Here is a 15,101-nt window from a genome sequence, read left to right as displayed (position 1 = left end):
GCGTGAACTCAGTCGTGCAGGTCGGCCGGCACCTTGCCGCCATTGGCGGCCAGCTTGTTCATGACCTGCTTGTGCAGCCAGATGTTCATCGAGGCCGAGTCGCCGGTGTCGCCGCTGTAGTGCAGCTCGGCGGCCAGTTCCTTGCGCGCCTGCAGGCTGCTGTCCAGGTCGAGCAGCTTGAGCAGGTCGACGATCGAGCTGCGCCAGTTCAGCTGCTGGCCGGAAGCCTGCTGCTTGGCGCTCAGGATCTCCTCGACGTCCACCTGGTCCATGGCGGCGGGCGCTGGAGCCGGCTGCTGCACTTGCGGCTGCGCTTGCGGCTGGGCCTGCGGTGCGCTCGGCGCCGGGGCCGTTGCGGCCGGGCCCTTGTTGGCGGCGTGCGACTTCGGGAAGATCTTGCTGAAGATATTGCTCAGGATGCCCATGGTGGTCCTCGTTGGTTGTGGTGGATGGAAAGGTGAAGCGATCAGCGGCGCATGTTCTGCGCCATGTGGCCGAGGGCAATGGCGAGTGCGGCGCCGCCGATAGCCTTGACCAGGGTCGGGTTGTCGGCATAGAAGTCGCCCATGCGGTCGACGATGCTCGGGTTTTGCTGCTCGGCCTTCTCGGCCAGTACGCGCACGTCTTCCGGCGAGACCTGCTCGGCCTGCTCGGGGGTGACCTGGGTCGGGGTACGGCCGCCGAAGAGGTTGCCGAGGGCGCCGCCGCCGAGCGAGGCCAGCACGCCCGGTCCGAGGGTGGAAAGCAGCTGGTTGAGCATGCCGGCGCGCTGGTTCGGGTTGCTCTGGCCGAACATCTGGCTCACCATCTGCGGGAAGGGCGGGGTCTGGTCGGAGCGCAGGGCCCCGGTCACGCCGGTCGCCAGCACGTCGCGCGGCGCGTTTTGCGCCACGCGGTCGAAATCGTCTGCTGCCTGGTTCTGGTTTGCGCCGGCAGCGCCGCCCAGGTATTGCGTCAGTAGGTTGCCTAGATCAAATGCCATCTCGTTCTCCTGCTTGTACATGGGTGAACATCGAGAGTAGGCGCGATGGCGCCCGCTTCTCTGTTCGGTATTCAACGGTGGCTGCCCGAAAGGCGTGCTTCGTTTCCATGTAGACATCCAGGTGTTCGCCGGGGTAAGCTTGCCGGTGCAGTCACCTGAAATCCCTCCGCAGGAGCGCACCATGTGGCCTTATCCCCGGATCCTGTCCCATCGCGGCGGCGGCACGCTCGCCCCCGAGAACACCTTCGCCGGCCTGCGGCGCGGCATGGACTATGGCTTCCGGGCGGTGGAATTCGACGTCATGCTGGCGCGCGACGGCGTGCCGGTGGTGATGCACGACCCTTATCTTGGCCGCACCGTCACCGGCGCCGGCCATGTCTTCGACTACGACGCGGCCGAGCTGGCGCGGATGGATGCCGGCAGCTGGTTCGGTCCCGACTACCGCGGCGAGCCGGTGCCCCTGTTTGCCGACTTCGTCCGCTACTGCAAGGCGCAGGGGATCTGGATGAACATCGAGATCAAGCCGGCGCGCGGCTTCGACGCCGAGACCGGCGAGGAGGTGGCGCGCATCGCCCGCGAAGCGTTCGCGGACGAGATCGCGGCCGGCGACCGGGCGCGGATGCCCTTGCTGTCCTCGTTCAGCCTGGCCGCCCTGGAAGCGGCGCAGCAGGCCGCCCCCGAGCTGCCGCGTGCCTGCCTGATGAGCGAGTTGCCGCCGGGCTGGGAGCCGCTGGCGCGCTCGGTCGGGGCGGTCGCCATCCATACCAACCACAAGCACCTGACCCCGGAACTGGCCAAGGCCGTGCGCGACGCCGGTTTCGGCCTGTTCTGCTATACCGTCAACGACCCGGTCCGGGCAGGCGAGCTGCTGGAGTGGGGCGTCGAGGCCTTCTGCACCGACCGGGTCGACCTGATCGGGCCGGAGTTCGGCCTGCATCAATGATCTTTGCAAAAAAATAATCACACCGGGCCTCAAGTAGCACAACCGATTGTCGTTAATGACATGCAACCACCCTCCGGGTGAAGGCCACCATGTCACTATCGATCAATACCAACGTCCAATCGCTCAATACGCAGCGTGCGCTGCAGACGAACACCGCGACCCAGGCGCAGCTCATTGCGCGCCTGAGCTCGGGCTCGCGCATCAACAATGCGAGCGACGACGCGGCCGGCCAGGCGATCGCCGCGCGCATGACGGCCGGCCAGCGCGGAATGAGCCAGGCGATGCGCAACCTGAGCGACGGCACCTCGCTGCTGCAGGTGGCCGAAGGTGCGATGGCCAACGTGGTCGAGAACCTGCAGCGCCTGCGCGAGCTGGCGGTGGCCTCGGCCAACGGGTCGTATTCGGACACCGACCGCGCGGCCCTGCAGCAGGAAGCGGTGCAGATCCTGAACCACATCAACGGCGTGGGCGAGCAGACCAAGTTCAACGGCAGCGAAGTGTTCGCCCAGGACCGCACCAGCATCGGCGGCGACGAGCGCAAGCGCACGGTGCTCGACGGCCTGAAAACCGGCTGGTTGTCATCCAGCGAAGAGATGATCAAGCAGTACTACGGCTTGAGCGCCGACGGCGTCACGCTTACCGTGAACCTCGACGGCACCGACGGCGGCGCCGGCGTGCTGGCCTCGGTCTCGGGCACGGTGTCGGGCAGCGGCAAGTTCGGCAACCTGAGCCTGAACCTGGACATGGCCGATTTCGGCACTGCCGCCACGCCCGACGGCGGCGGGGCGCCGTTCTACAGCGACCGCATCGTGGCGCACGAGATGGCGCACGCCATCATGGGACGCTCGATGAATTATTTCTCGCTGCCCCAGTGGTTCCGCGAAGGCACGGCGGAACTGATCCACGGCGCCGACGAGCGGGTGCGCGGCGCCATTGCCGGCGGCTCGACCGCGGCCGGCATCGTCGGCGTGATCGCCGGCGGCGGCTTCACCTATGAGGGCGGCTATGTCGCCAGCCGCTACATGCACGACAAGCTCAAGGGCCTGGGCGTGGAGGGCGGCATCAAGGGCGTCATGCAATACCTGCAGCAGAACCAGTCGGCCAACCTGGACGCGGCGCTCAACGCCGTGACCGGCGGCGCGGTGGCCAGCACGGCCGACTTCCTGGCGGACTTCGGGGCCAACGGCGCGGACTTCATCACCAACCGGATGGACCTGTGGAACGCCGACACCGGCGCGATCGGCGGGCTCGATGCCGACGGCACCGCCGCGCGCAATGCCAGGGACGTGGTGCCCGATACCGGCACCAATGGGGCCAAGGACGGACTGGCCAGCTTCCAGGTGATCTATCCCGAACTGGGCGGCAATACGGGCGTCAAGCGGGTGCAGATCCAGGCCAGCGAGAGCATGGGCGACCTGATCGAACTGCAGTTCTCGTCGATGAACGCCGGCGCGCTCGGGCTGGGCGAGCTCGACCTGAAGAACGCCGCCGTCTCGCTGCTGCACGTGGACCAGGCCCTGGACTTCGTCAACAAGCAGCGGGTGAACGTGGGCGCGGCCAGCAACCGCCTCGACATGGCCGCCAACGGCCTGCAGACCAATTCCGCGAACCTGGCGGCGGCCAAGGACCGGATCGAGGGCGTGGACTACGCCAGCACCGCGGCCGGCCTGACGCGCGCGCAGATCCTGCAGCAGGCGGCATCGGCGATGCTGGCGCAGGCCAACAGCATGCCGCGGGCGGTGCTGTCGCTCTTGCGCTGACGTCGTAGAGGTCGCGGGTTCGCGACCAGGCTCGCATCCCACCACCGCATCGCCTTGCCCGTCAACCGTAAATATCGCCCGGACCGATAAGCCGGTGTACAGCTACGCTATAATCGATTTTTTATACAGCATGCTGCCTCCTCACGCCCATACGACATGAAATCCTCCGAAATCCGCGAAAAGTTCCTCAAGTTCTTCGAGTCCAAAGGCCACGCCATTGTCCGTTCCAGCCCGCTGGTGCCGGGCAACGACCCGACCATGCTGCTGACCAACAGCGGAATGGTGCAGTTCAAGGATGTGTTCCTGGGCCTGGATACGCGCCCGTACTCGCGCGCGACCTCCGTGCAGCGCTGCGTGCGCGCCGGCGGCAAGCACAACGACCTGGAAAACGTCGGCTACACCGCGCGCCACCACACCTTCTTCGAGATGCTGGGTAACTTCAGCTTCGGCGACTATTTCAAGCGCGACGCCATCAATTACTGCTGGGAGCTGCTGACCAAGGTCTACCTGCTGCCGCCGGAGAAGCTGACCGTCACCGTCTATTTCGAGGACGACGAAGCCTACGACATCTGGGCCAACGAGATCGGCGTGCCGAAAGAGCGCATCATCCGCATCGGCGACAACAAGGGCGCGCGCTACGCGTCGGACAACTTCTGGCAGATGGCCGACACCGGCCCTTGCGGCCCGTGCACCGAGGTGTTCTACGACCACGGCGCCGACATCTGGGGCGGCCCTCCGGGCTCGGCCGAGGAAGACGGCGACCGCTTCATCGAGATCTGGAACCTGGTGTTCATGCAGTTCAACCGCGACGAGTCGGGCACCCTCACTCCGCTGCCGAAACCGTCGATCGACACCGGCATGGGCATGGAGCGCCTGGCCGCCGTGCTGCAGCACGTGCACAGCAACTACGAGATCGACCTGTTCCAGGCATTGATCAAGGCCGCCGCGCGCGAAACCGGCGCGCAGGACCTGGACAACAACTCGCTGAAGGTCATCGCCGACCACATCCGCGCGGCCTCGTTCATGATCGTCGACGGCATCATCCCGAGCAGCGAAGGCCACGGCTACGTCCTGCGCCGCATCATCCGCCGCGCCCTGCGCCACGGCCACAAGCTGGGCCAGACCAAGCCCTTCTTCCACAAGCTGGTGGCCGATCTCGATGCCGAGATGGGCACTGCCTATCCGGAACTGCACGAGGCGGCGGCACGCGTGGCCCAGACCCTCAAGACCGAGGAAGAGCGTTTCGGCGAGACGCTGGAAAACGGCATGAAGATCCTGGAAGCCCAGCTGGCCAAGGATGCGAACAGGCTCGATGGCGGCACCGCCTTCACCCTGTACGACACCTATGGCTTCCCGCTGGATCTCACGGCCGACATCTGCCGCGAGCGTGGCATCGTGCTCGACGAAGAAGGCTTTACCGCCGCGATGGAGCAGCAGAAGAAAACCGCGCGCGCCGCCGGCAAGTTCAAGATGGCCGCCAAGGTCGACTACACGGGCGAGAAGACCAAGTTCGTCGGCTACGAATCGCTGGCCCACAACACGCACGTGCTGGCGCTGTATGCCGACGGCGTGTCGGTCCAGGAACTCAAGGCCGGCCAGGACGGCATCGTGGTGCTCGATACCACCCCGTTCTACGCCGAATCCGGCGGCCAGGTGGGCGACCAGGGCGTCATCGGCAATGGCGCCAACGTCTTCGAGGTCGAAGACACGCTCAAGATCCAGGTCGACGTCTTCGGCCACCATGGCGTGCTGCGCGAAGGGTCGTTGAAAGTGGGCGACACCGTCGACGCGCAGGTCGACACCAATAAGCGCGCGCGCACCATCCGCAACCACTCGGCGACCCACCTGATGCACAAGGCCCTGCGCGAAGTGCTGGGCAGCCACGTGCAGCAGAAAGGCTCGCTGGTCGACGCCGACAAGACCCGCTTCGACTTCAGCCACGGCGCGCCGCTGACGGCCGAGGAAATCGCCAAGGTCGAGACCATCGTCAACCGCGAGATCCTCGAGAACCACGCTACGCAATCGCACAACATGTCCTTCGACGATGCGGTCAAGCACGGCGCCATGGCGCTGTTCGGCGAGAAGTACGGCGACACCGTGCGCGTGCTGGACATCGGCAGCTCGAAAGAGCTGTGCGGCGGCGTGCACGTGACCCGCACCGGCGACATCGGCCTGTTCAAGATCGTGGCCGAAGGCGGCGTCGCCGCCGGCATCCGCCGCGTCGAAGCCGTGACCGGCGAGGGCGCGCTGGCGCTCGTGCAGTCGATCAACCGCAAGCTGCAGGAAGCCGCCGGCGCGCTCAAGACCAGCCCGGACGAGCTGGGCTTGCGCATCGCCCAGGTGCAGGACCAGGTCAAGTCGCTGGAAAAGGAAGTCGCCGCGCTGAAGTCGAAGCTGGCGTCGGGCCAGGGCGACGAGCTGGTGGCCCAGGCCATCGACGTCAACGGCATCAAGGTGCTGGCTGCAACGATGGATGGCGCCGACGTCACGGCGTTGCGCGAGACCATGGACAAGCTCAAGGACAAGCTGGGCACCGCGGCCATCGTGCTGGCCAGTGTGCTTGAGGGTAAGGTCAGCCTGATCGCGGGCGTGACCAAGGATGCTACCGGCAAGGTCAAGGCCGGCGAGCTGGTGAACTTTGTTGCCCAGCAGGTCGGCGGCAAGGGCGGCGGCCGTCCGGACATGGCGCAGGCGGGCGGTACCGATCCGACCAACCTGGCGGCGGCACTGGCCGGCGTGGCGGGCTGGGTGGGCGAACGCGCCTGATCCTGGTTTCCCGGTGTTTAAAAAAGCCGCCTCCGGGCGGCTTTTTTGCGCCTGTCGATGCCGCATGCCAGCCAATGCGGGCAGGATACGGATTTGCGCGGTGCAGTATTGCTAACAATCTTGTTGTATGCAGGGCCACTTCTTTCCAGCAGGATCGCCCCGGCAAGCGCTAAAGATCAGCTCGCTTGCCTTTCGCCTACCCATGCCGCATATAATCGACTTCTGCACCACGGCAGTACCAGTTAACCGGATAGTGTTGTAAAAAAGTGCACAAGCATGGTTGATTTGACATTCGGTTGCAGGCCTGCAACAATATGTGACTATTTTGGTGCGCTGCGTCATACCGCCGAAATTGGAGTAGTATTCGAGATCCAGGCACCACCCACGGAGTAGGGCAAAGCGATGAGCGTCACCATTATCGATATCGACACCATGGAATTCCAGAGAGACCTGGATGCGCGCGGGCTCAATTGTCCGCTGCCGATCCTGAAAGCCAAGAAAGCGCTCGCCGAGATGGAGAGCGGCCAGGTGCTGCGCATCGTCGCCACCGACACCGGCTCGGTCCGCGACTTCCAGGCCTTCGCCAAGCAAACCGGTAACGCCCTGCTGGCGCATACCCACGAAAACGGCGAGTTCACCTTCCTGATGCGCCGCAAGTAAGACCCGGACGCTGCGGACGCCTTGGTTCGCAGCGGCGCCCCCACCAGGCGCCAAAAAGCTTCTTCCCGCATGACTCCTGTGGCAAAATTGATAATTGGCCGGCGTTGCGCCGCTTTATCGATCCGCTACCGGGTTCCCTCATGCGCACATCTTTCCCAATGATTCACGCCAAGCGCCTCGGCACGATTGCGCTGGCAATGACGCTTGTCGGCGCATGCAGCATCGCGCCCACGGCCGTGGACAAGAGCGCCAGGGCGCCGGTGCTCGATGGCTACGGCGCCGCCACCTTCCAGCCCTCCCGCGCCAATGAAGCGGCGCGCACGCTGTTCGCGCAAGGCATGGCCCAGGCCTATGCCTTCAACCGGCCGGAAGCGATCCGCGCCTTCAAGGCCGCGCTGGCGCAAGACCCGGCCTGCGGCATGTGCGCCTGGGCGGTCGCCTGGCAGCTGGGCCCGAACATCAACAACCCCAGGCGCGGCGACCTGGCCGAGGCGGTGCGCCACGTCGGCCACGCGCTCGACAATCTCGAGGGCGCATCGCCCCGCGACCGCGCCCTGGTCGAATCGCTGGCGCTGCGCTACGGCCATGCCTCGTCGCGTGCCAAGGCGCTGCCGGCCGCCGAGATCTGCCGCGCACCCGGCGGGCGCGGCGAGCCGGCCGACCCGCTCGACATCGCCTACGCCGCCCGCCTGCGCGAGCTGGCCGACCAGTACCCGCTGGATCCCGACGTGCTCACGCTGTATGCGGAAGCCGAACTGGTGGCCAGCGAACGCGATTGGTGGAACGAGGACACCGGCAAGCCGACCGGCCGGGTAGGGCAGGTGGCCGACCGCATCGAAGCGGCGCTGGCGCGCACGCCCGAGCACGTGGGCCTGAACCACTACATGATCCATGCGGTGGACGCGGTGCCGGTGGCGGTGCGCGCGGTACCGGCGGCGGACCGGCTCGGGCGCCTCGCCCCGAAGTCGCCGCACCTGCTGCACATGCCTTCGCACACCTATGCCCACGTAGGCCGCTATGCCGATGCCACGCGCGTGAACCAGCTGGCGGTGGCCGCCGACGAAACCCTGATCGCGGACCTGGCGCGCCAGGGCTTCGGCGTCGCCTTCGACTGGCGCGGCCATAACGGCCATTTCCAGTGGTATGGCGCGCTGATGGAAGGACGCGCCCAGCTGGCCCTGGAGACCGCACGCGCCAGCGCCGGCCGCGCCAAGGGAAGCAGTGAATATTCGGAATACGTGCGCAGCCTGCCGATATTGACCCTGCTGCACCTGCAGCGCTGGGACGCCGTGCTGCTCGAGCCGCTGCCGAGCGGCGACAAGGGCCTGGGCCTGGTGCTGGGCGAGTCCGCGCGCGGAATCGCCATGGCGCGCAAGGGCGACGCCGCCGGCAGCCGGGCCGCGCTGGCGCGGGTGCAGCCGCAGGCCGACGCGCTTCTGGCCAAGCACACGGGCAAGGACTATATCGCGCGCATGATGCGCAGCCTGGCCGGCAGCGCAGCCAGGGAATTGGCGGCCGAACTGGCGTTCACGGAAGGGCGCATCGATGCAGCGCTGGCGCTGCAGGCCCAAGCCGTGGAAGCGGGGCTCGACGCCGGCCGCGCCGAGCCGCCGATGCTGGCCAGCGGGCCGCGCCTGCGCCTGGGTGGCATGCAGCTGCGGGCGCGCCGCTTCCTTGAGGCCGAGCAGAGCTTCCGCGCCGACCTGGCCCGCCATCCGGCCAGCGGCTGGGCCCTGCACGGCCTGGGCAAAGCGCTGGAGGCGCAGGGCAAACAGGCCGATGCCCGCGCCGTCCAGCAAGACCTGGCCGGCAGCTGGGCGCGCGCCGAAGCGGATGTGCGCGCCGCGCTGTGAGGCGGCAAGTGCGTGGGCAGCGGCGGCTGGCGCTTGCGCCCACGCAGGTTTAGGAGAAAACCTCTAGGCAGGAATCGCACGATCGTGCTTTAATTTCGACCTGAAGCTGAATTTCTCATATAATCTAGCCCATTTCGTCTGTCCCCATTCTATTTTCTAAAGGCACCCTATGAAAGTCCTGGTACCCGTCAAACGCGTGGTCGACTATAACGTCAAGGTCCGCGTCAAATCCGACGGCAGCGGCGTGGATATCGCCAACGTCAAGATGTCGATGAACCCGTTCGACGAGATCGCGCTTGAAGAAGCCACGCGCCTGAAGGAATCGGGCAAGGTCACCGAAGTGGTGGCGGTGTCGGTGGGCGTGGCCCAGTGCCAGGAAACCCTGCGTACCGGCATGGCGATCGGCGCCGACCGCGGCATCCTGGTCGAGACCAATGGCGAGACCGAGCCGCTGGCCGTGGCCAAGATCATGAAGGCGCTGGCGGATAAAGAGCAGCCGCAGCTGATCATCCTGGGCAAGCAGGCGATCGACGACGATTCGAACCAGACCGGCCAGATGCTGGCCGCCCTGCTGGGCTGGCCGCAGGCGACCTTCGCATCGAAGGTCGTGCTGGAAGACGGCAAGGTCACCGTGACCCGCGAAGTGGATGGCGGCCTGGAGACCATTGCCCTCTCCCTGCCGGCGATCATCACCACCGACCTGCGCCTGAACGAGCCGCGCTACGTGACGCTGCCGAACATCATGAAGGCGAAGAAGAAGCCGCTGGAAACCGTCAAGCCGGAAGACCTGGGCGTCGACGTCGCGCCGCGCCTGAAGACCCTGAAGGTCGTCGAGCCGGCCAAGCGCTCGGCCGGCGTCAAGGTGCCGGACGTGGCGACCCTGGTGCAGAAGCTGCGCCTTGAGGCAAAAGTCATCTGATCGGTGTTCAGCACCTACCCAATACAAGGAAATAACATGGTCGCACTCGTCATTGCAGAACACGACAACGGCTCCCTCAAGGGCGCTACCCACCACACCGTGACCGCGGCGCTTCAATGCGGCGGCGAAGTCCACATCCTGGTCGCAGGTTCGAACTGCGGCGCCGCCGCCGAAGCCGCCGCGCAGATCGCGGGCGTGGCCAAGGTGCTGGTCGCCGATGCGCCGCATTTCGCCGATGGCCTGGCCGAGAACGTGGCCGAGCAGGTGCTGGCGATCGCCGGCAGCTATTCGCACATCCTGGCCCCTGCTACCGCCTACGGCAAGAACATCCTGCCGCGCGTGGCCGCCAAGCTGGACGTGGCCCAGATCTCGGAAATCACCAAGGTCGAGTCCCCGGACACCTTCGAGCGCCCGATCTACGCGGGTAACGCCATCGCCACCGTGCAGTCGAGCGACAGCGTCAAGGTCATCACCGTGCGCGGCACCGCTTTCGACAGCGCGGCTGCCGGTGGTTCGGCTGCGATCGAGCAGGTCGCAGCCGTGGGCGACTTCGGCAAGTCGGCGTTCGTCGGCCGCGAGCTGGCCAAGTCCGATCGTCCGGAACTGACCGCCGCCAAGATCATCGTCTCGGGCGGGCGCGGCATCGGTTCGGCCGACAACTTCAAGATCCTCGAGCCGCTGGCCGACAAGCTGGGCGCGGCCATGGGCGCTTCGCGCGCCGCGGTCGACGCGGGCTTCGTGCCGAACGACTGGCAGGTTGGCCAGACCGGCAAGATCGTCGCCCCGACCCTGTACATCGCAGTGGGCATCTCGGGCGCGATCCAGCATCTGGCCGGCATGAAGGACTCGAAGACCATCGTCGCGATCAACAAGGATCCGGAAGCGCCGATCTTCTCGGTGGCCGACTACGGCCTGGTGGGCGATCTGTTCGAAGTCGTCCCCCAGCTGGTGCAGGAACTGGGTTAATTCCCGATGGTGGCCGCAGTGACTGCCGCCACCGCAAGCGCATGACCCCACGTCGCTCCCGTGCAAGCGGGAGCGACGTTCGTATATTGAGAATCACATCCTTCATCAGGAGACAACCTTGAGCTACCAAGCCCCGCTGAAAGACATGCAGTTCGTCCTGAACGAACTGGCGAACCTGGCCGAGATCAACCAGCTGCCCGGCTGCGAAGACGCGACGGAAGATACCGTGAGCGCCGTGCTGGAAGAAAGCGCGAAGTTCTGCGGCGAAGTCGTGGCCCCGCTGAACCACGCGGGCGACAAGGAGCCGAGCTTTTGGAAAGACGGCAGCGTCACCACCTCGAAGGGCTTCCGGGATGCTTTCCGGGCCTTCGGCGAAGGTGGCTGGCAGGGCATCCAGCACCCTGGCGAATTCGGCGGCCAGGGCTTGCCGAAGCTGGTGGCCACGCCCTGCATCGAGATGCTGCACGCGGCGAACCTGTCGTTCGCGCTGGCCCCGCTGCTCACCGACGGCGCCATCGAAGCGCTGCTGACTGCCGGCTCCGATGAACAAAAGGCGCTGTTCCTCGAGCCCCTCATCAGTGGCAAGTGGACCGGCACCATGAACCTGACCGAGCCCCAGGCCGGTTCCGACCTGGCCGCCGTGCGCACCCGCGCCGAGCCGCAGGGAGACGGCACGTACAAAGTCTTCGGCACCAAGATCTTCATCACCTACGGCGAGCACGACATGGCGGAGAACATCATCCACCTCGTGCTGGCGCGCACCCCCGATGCACCGGCGGGCGTGAAGGGCATCTCGCTGTTCATCGTGCCGAAATTCCTGGTCAACGCGGACGGCTCGCTGGGCGCGCGCAACGATGCGCACTGCGTCTCGATCGAACACAAGCTGGGCATCAAGGCTTCGCCAACGGCGGTGCTGCAGTTCGGCGACCACGGCGGCGCCATCGGCACCCTGGTGGGCGAGGAAAACCGCGGCCTCGAGTACATGTTCATCATGATGAACGCGGCCCGCTTCGGCGTGGGCATGCAGGGTGTCGGCCTGGCCGACCGCGCCTACCAGCAGGCAGTCGCTTTCGCCAAGGACCGCGTGCAGTCGCGCGAAGTCGCCGGCTCGCCCGGTCCGGTGGCCATCATCAACCACCCGGACGTGCGCCGCATGCTGATGTCGATGCGTTCGCAGACGGAAGCCGCGCGTGCGCTGGCCTATGTCGGCGCGGCCCATTCGGACATCGCGCACAACCATGCGATCGAGGCCACGCGCAAGGCCAACCTGGCGGTGTACGAATACCTGGTCCCGATCATCAAGGGCTGGTCCACCGAGATGAGCGAGAACGTCGCGCGCGACGGCGTGCAGGTCCATGGCGGCATGGGCTTCATCGAAGAGACCGGCGCGGCCCAGCACTACCGCGACGCCAAGATCCTCACCATCTACGAAGGCACGACCGCGATCCAGGCCAACGACCTGGTCGGCCGCAAGACCGTGCGCGACGGCGGCGCCGTGGCCAAGGGCCTGATCGCCCAGGTGCGCGCGGTCGAAGCGCAGCTCGGCGAATTGCAGGGCGAGGACTTCGCGGCGATCCGCCGCCAGCTGGCGCTGGGCAGCACCGCGCTGGAAGAAGTCGTGGACTACATGGTCGCCAACATCAAGCTCGACGTGCGCGGCGTGTTCGCGGGCAGCGTGCTGTACCTGAAGCTGGCCGGCATCGTGCTGGGCGGCTGGCAGATGGCGCGCGCAGCCCTGGTGGCCTCGAAGAAGCTGGAAGCAGGCGAGGGCGATGCGTCCTTCCTGCGCGCGAAGATCGCCACCAGCCGCTTCTTTGCCGACCACTGGCTGTCGACGGCCCCCGGCCTGCGTACCGCGATCGTGGAAGGCGCGCCGGGCGTGCTGGCGCTGGACGTCGAGCAGTTCTAAGCTGCGTCAGGCGTCAAGAGAAAGGCAGCCTTGGGGCTGCCTTTCTTGTTGGGTAGTCAAGCTGCGTACGGGCGCAGCGTCAACGGTGGCGCGTCAGCCGTACGACCCGCCTGTGTACACCAGGTCGAACACGCGCGCGATCATCCCGATCAGCGCGATCGCGCCCACGCCCACCGTCAGCACCAGCAGCAGGGCCAGGAACCAGTTCGAGCCCGACGCCTTGCCGCTGCCATGGTTGTGCTGGGCATCCCAGGTCTCGTCCGGCGTCAGGCCGATGACCAGTCCCTCGACGAAGCCGATGACATACGACAGCAGGATAGGCAGCACCACATAGAAAGGGTGCGGATGCACCGCGCCCCACAGGATGCCGGTCACCGGCACGCTGCACAGGTGCAGCAGGCCGAGCCGGTCGACCGGGCCTTTCAGGTAGAAGCGATGGATGCCGAAGCCGCCCAGCAGCAGGGCGAGCAGGGTAGCGAAGGTCTTGTTCTTGTGTCGGACAGCCATGTGCGTTGCCAAAAGTTCAGGAAGTCACGAGTATGGTGCAAAATGGCAAGGAAGGCACGCGTCTCCTGCGGCCGCCGCCCAGGATTGCTCCACCATGATGATATCGCGTGCCTACCTGTCGGAAATCCAGCTCAAGCCATCGGCCCTGGCCGGACCGCAGGATTTTCCCTTCACCCTGCCGGCCGTGCGGGCGCTAGGGCGCCTGGCGCTGCATCCGGGCGTGACGTTCCTGGTCGGCGAAAACGGTTCCGGCAAGTCCACGCTGCTCGAATCCATCGCCGTCGGCATGGGGTTCAACGCGGAAGGCGGCAGCCGGAACTTCAACTTCGCCACCCGCGCATCCCATTCCAGCCTCCACGAGCACCTGCGGCTGGTCCGCGGCATCGAGCGCCCGCGCAATGGTTTCTTCTTGCGTGCCGAGAGCTTCTACAATGTCGCCAGTGAAATCGAGCGCCTTGGCGTCGGTGAACACTATGGCGGCAAAGCCTTGCACGACCAGTCGCATGGCGAGGCCTTCCTGAGCCTGTTCATGAACCGCTTCGGCAGGGATGGCTTTTACGTGCTGGACGAGCCCGAGGCGGCCCTGTCGCCGCAGCGCCAACTGGCCTTGCTCAGCCGCCTGCACGACCTGGTCGAGCAGCACAGCCAGTTCGTCATCGCCACCCATTCGCCTATCCTGATGGCCTATCCCAACGCCTTCATCTATGAATGCGGCGAGCACGGGATCCGCCGCGTGGCCTATGAAGATACGCAGCACTACCGCGTCACCCGCGATTTCCTCGCCAATCCGGCGCGCATGCTCAGGATACTGATGGGCGAGGACTGACGAAGGGTGGAAGGGCGGCCAACGGTGGCCTTGTGGCGCGAAATCAGCGATAATGCTCAATTCGCCGGGGTTGCGCGCCGGGTTGTCATTAACGCTTGCTGCTCCGCGGTGATGCGCGCTATAATCGTCGGCTTTCTCCGTCCAGTACAACTTTTTGGAATTATTATGGTCGTTATCCGTTTGGCTCGTGGCGGCGCAAAAAAGCGCCCGTTCTACAACATCGTTGCAACCGATTCGCGTAACCGTCGCGACGGCCGTTTCATCGAGCGCATCGGTTTCTACAACCCGATGGCATCGGGCGCCGAAGTCGGCCTGCGTATCGCAGCTGACCGCCTGGCTCACTGGCAAGGCGTTGGCGCACAACTGTCGCCAACCGTTGCTCGCCTGGTCGCAAACCAGCCTGCAGCCTAAGCAAGTTTTACCGGTTTGACCGATTCGGCAGCATCCGGGGTGGAAGTCCCCGGCGACCTGGTCCAGGTTGGCTATGTGTCCGGTGCGTTCGGAATCGTGGGTGGCCTGCGCGTGACCCCATTCTCGACCGACGCCGATGCGCTGCTGAGCATCAAGACCTGGTGGATCGACAAGCCGGCACTGCATTCCGTCACCGCACGGAACGCGAAGATGCATGGTGGCGACGTGGTCGTCACCCTGGTCGGCTTGCGCGACCGCAACGAGGCCGAGGCACTCAAGGGTGCAGCGGTGTCGGTGGCGCGCAGCGAATTCCCGCAGCTCGAGGAAGACGAGTGGTACTGGTCCGACCTGATCGGCCTGGATGTGGTGAACCTCGAAGGCGAAGCGCTCGGCAAGGTCGCCGACATGATGCACAATGGCGCGCAGTCGATTCTGCGTATTGCCCCTGTGCCGCTTCCAGACGCAGCGCCCGATGCGAAAGTGCCGGAGCGCCTTGTGCCGTTTGTGGACCAGTTCGTCAAGACCGTCGACCTGGGCGCGAAACTGATTACCGTGGACTGGGGTCTGGATTATTGACCCGTCCCATGTGAAGCGAGGTC

At 65.8% G+C, this 15,101-nt stretch carries 14 protein-coding genes; 11 read left to right on the top strand and 3 right to left on the bottom strand.

Features of this window, described 5'->3' with window-relative positions; translation table 11 throughout:
• Window positions 1–8 precede the first annotated feature (8 nt).
• Both AC3XQU_RS10195 and AC3XQU_RS10190 read right to left on the bottom strand, forming a co-directional pair.
• Complete coding sequence (locus tag AC3XQU_RS10195; RefSeq protein WP_489874040.1) at window positions 9–425, bottom strand: DUF3597 domain-containing protein; 417 nt, start codon at window positions 423–425, stop codon at window positions 9–11.
• A gap of 41 nt (window positions 426–466) precedes the next feature.
• A complete protein-coding gene (locus AC3XQU_RS10190) occupies window positions 467–982 on the bottom strand; it encodes a hypothetical protein (protein WP_489874039.1) in 516 nt (171 codons plus the stop codon).
• A 181-nt stretch (window positions 983–1,163) separates the two neighbouring features.
• On the opposite strand from AC3XQU_RS10190, the gene ugpQ reads away from it, so the two are divergent.
• The 8 genes from ugpQ to AC3XQU_RS10150 all read left to right on the top strand — a co-directional run bounded on the left by ugpQ (window position 1,164) and on the right by AC3XQU_RS10150 (window position 12,758).
• Window positions 1,164–1,925 carry a glycerophosphodiester phosphodiesterase gene (gene ugpQ, locus AC3XQU_RS10185; RefSeq protein ID WP_489874038.1) on the top strand — a complete coding sequence of 254 codons (762 nt, stop codon included), beginning with the start codon at window positions 1,164–1,166 and terminating at the stop codon, window positions 1,923–1,925.
• 89 nt (window positions 1,926–2,014) lie between these two features.
• The gene (locus AC3XQU_RS10180) at window positions 2,015–3,685 is read left to right on the top strand and encodes a flagellinolysin (protein WP_489874037.1); all 1,671 of its coding nucleotides are present in this window, start codon (window positions 2,015–2,017) and stop codon (window positions 3,683–3,685) included.
• A 156-nt stretch (window positions 3,686–3,841) separates the two neighbouring features.
• Window positions 3,842–6,451: an alanine--tRNA ligase gene (gene alaS / locus AC3XQU_RS10175; protein WP_489874036.1), complete on the top strand. Its 2,610-nt coding sequence runs from the start codon at window positions 3,842–3,844 to the stop codon at window positions 6,449–6,451.
• Between the two features lie 432 nt (window positions 6,452–6,883).
• Window positions 6,884–7,111, top strand: coding sequence for a sulfurtransferase TusA family protein (locus tag AC3XQU_RS10170; RefSeq protein ID WP_489874185.1), 228 nt, complete (start codon window positions 6,884–6,886; stop codon window positions 7,109–7,111).
• A 140-nt stretch (window positions 7,112–7,251) separates the two neighbouring features.
• Entirely contained in the window at window positions 7,252–8,964 is a 1,713-nt protein-coding gene (locus AC3XQU_RS10165; RefSeq protein WP_489874035.1) for a hypothetical protein, read from the top strand.
• A 169-nt stretch (window positions 8,965–9,133) separates the two neighbouring features.
• Entirely contained in the window at window positions 9,134–9,883 is a 750-nt protein-coding gene (locus AC3XQU_RS10160) for an electron transfer flavoprotein subunit beta/FixA family protein (protein ID WP_489874034.1), read from the top strand.
• Between the two features lie 36 nt (window positions 9,884–9,919).
• On the top strand, window positions 9,920–10,849 hold the full coding sequence (locus tag AC3XQU_RS10155) for an electron transfer flavoprotein subunit alpha/FixB family protein (RefSeq protein WP_489874033.1): 930 nt from the start codon (window positions 9,920–9,922) through the stop codon (window positions 10,847–10,849).
• Between the two features lie 118 nt (window positions 10,850–10,967).
• Entirely contained in the window at window positions 10,968–12,758 is a 1,791-nt protein-coding gene (locus tag AC3XQU_RS10150; RefSeq protein WP_489874032.1) for an acyl-CoA dehydrogenase, read from the top strand.
• Between the two features lie 93 nt (window positions 12,759–12,851).
• On the opposite strand, the gene AC3XQU_RS10145 is transcribed toward AC3XQU_RS10150, so the two are convergent.
• The gene (locus AC3XQU_RS10145) at window positions 12,852–13,265 is read right to left on the bottom strand and encodes an NINE protein (protein ID WP_489874031.1); all 414 of its coding nucleotides are present in this window, start codon (window positions 13,263–13,265) and stop codon (window positions 12,852–12,854) included.
• Window positions 13,266–13,362: 97 nt separating this feature from the next.
• Here AC3XQU_RS10145 and AC3XQU_RS10140 point away from each other — a divergent pair, with 97 nt between their 5' ends.
• The 3 genes from AC3XQU_RS10140 (at window position 13,363) to rimM (ending at window position 15,078) form a co-directional block, all read left to right on the top strand.
• On the top strand, window positions 13,363–14,091 hold the full coding sequence (locus tag AC3XQU_RS10140; RefSeq protein WP_489874184.1) for an AAA family ATPase: 729 nt from the start codon (window positions 13,363–13,365) through the stop codon (window positions 14,089–14,091).
• Between the two features lie 165 nt (window positions 14,092–14,256).
• Window positions 14,257–14,502: a 30S ribosomal protein S16 gene (rpsP, locus tag AC3XQU_RS10135; protein ID WP_489874183.1), complete on the top strand. Its 246-nt coding sequence runs from the start codon at window positions 14,257–14,259 to the stop codon at window positions 14,500–14,502.
• Between the two features lie 15 nt (window positions 14,503–14,517).
• Complete coding sequence (gene rimM / locus AC3XQU_RS10130) at window positions 14,518–15,078, top strand: ribosome maturation factor RimM (RefSeq protein ID WP_489874030.1); 561 nt, start codon at window positions 14,518–14,520, stop codon at window positions 15,076–15,078.
• Window positions 15,079–15,101: the final 23 nt, after the last annotated feature.

The organism is Telluria sp. AZSoR62, from assembly GCF_058111565.1.
Note: the sequence above shows the minus strand (reverse complement) of the source record. Positions and strands in the feature narration are given on the sequence as shown.

Excerpts from the sequence above, each read along its gene's own strand:
- AC3XQU_RS10195 (WP_489874040.1), bottom strand. The coding sequence starts at position 425 with ATGGGCATCCTGAGCAATATCTTCAGCAAGATCTTCCCGAAGTCGCAC.
- AC3XQU_RS10190 (WP_489874039.1), bottom strand. The coding sequence starts at position 982 with ATGGCATTTGATCTAGGCAACCTACTGACGCAATACCTGGGCGGCGCT.
- ugpQ (WP_489874038.1), top strand. The coding sequence starts at position 1,164 with ATGTGGCCTTATCCCCGGATCCTGTCCCATCGCGGCGGCGGCACGCTC.
- AC3XQU_RS10180 (WP_489874037.1), top strand. The coding sequence starts at position 2,015 with ATGTCACTATCGATCAATACCAACGTCCAATCGCTCAATACGCAGCGT.
- alaS (WP_489874036.1), top strand. The coding sequence starts at position 3,842 with ATGAAATCCTCCGAAATCCGCGAAAAGTTCCTCAAGTTCTTCGAGTCC.
- AC3XQU_RS10170 (WP_489874185.1), top strand. The coding sequence starts at position 6,884 with ATGGAATTCCAGAGAGACCTGGATGCGCGCGGGCTCAATTGTCCGCTG.
- AC3XQU_RS10165 (WP_489874035.1), top strand. The coding sequence starts at position 7,252 with ATGCGCACATCTTTCCCAATGATTCACGCCAAGCGCCTCGGCACGATT.
- AC3XQU_RS10160 (WP_489874034.1), top strand. The coding sequence starts at position 9,134 with ATGAAAGTCCTGGTACCCGTCAAACGCGTGGTCGACTATAACGTCAAG.
- AC3XQU_RS10155 (WP_489874033.1), top strand. The coding sequence starts at position 9,920 with ATGGTCGCACTCGTCATTGCAGAACACGACAACGGCTCCCTCAAGGGC.
- AC3XQU_RS10145 (WP_489874031.1), bottom strand. The coding sequence starts at position 13,265 with ATGGCTGTCCGACACAAGAACAAGACCTTCGCTACCCTGCTCGCCCTG.
- AC3XQU_RS10140 (WP_489874184.1), top strand. The coding sequence starts at position 13,363 with ATGATATCGCGTGCCTACCTGTCGGAAATCCAGCTCAAGCCATCGGCC.
- rpsP (WP_489874183.1), top strand. The coding sequence starts at position 14,257 with ATGGTCGTTATCCGTTTGGCTCGTGGCGGCGCAAAAAAGCGCCCGTTC.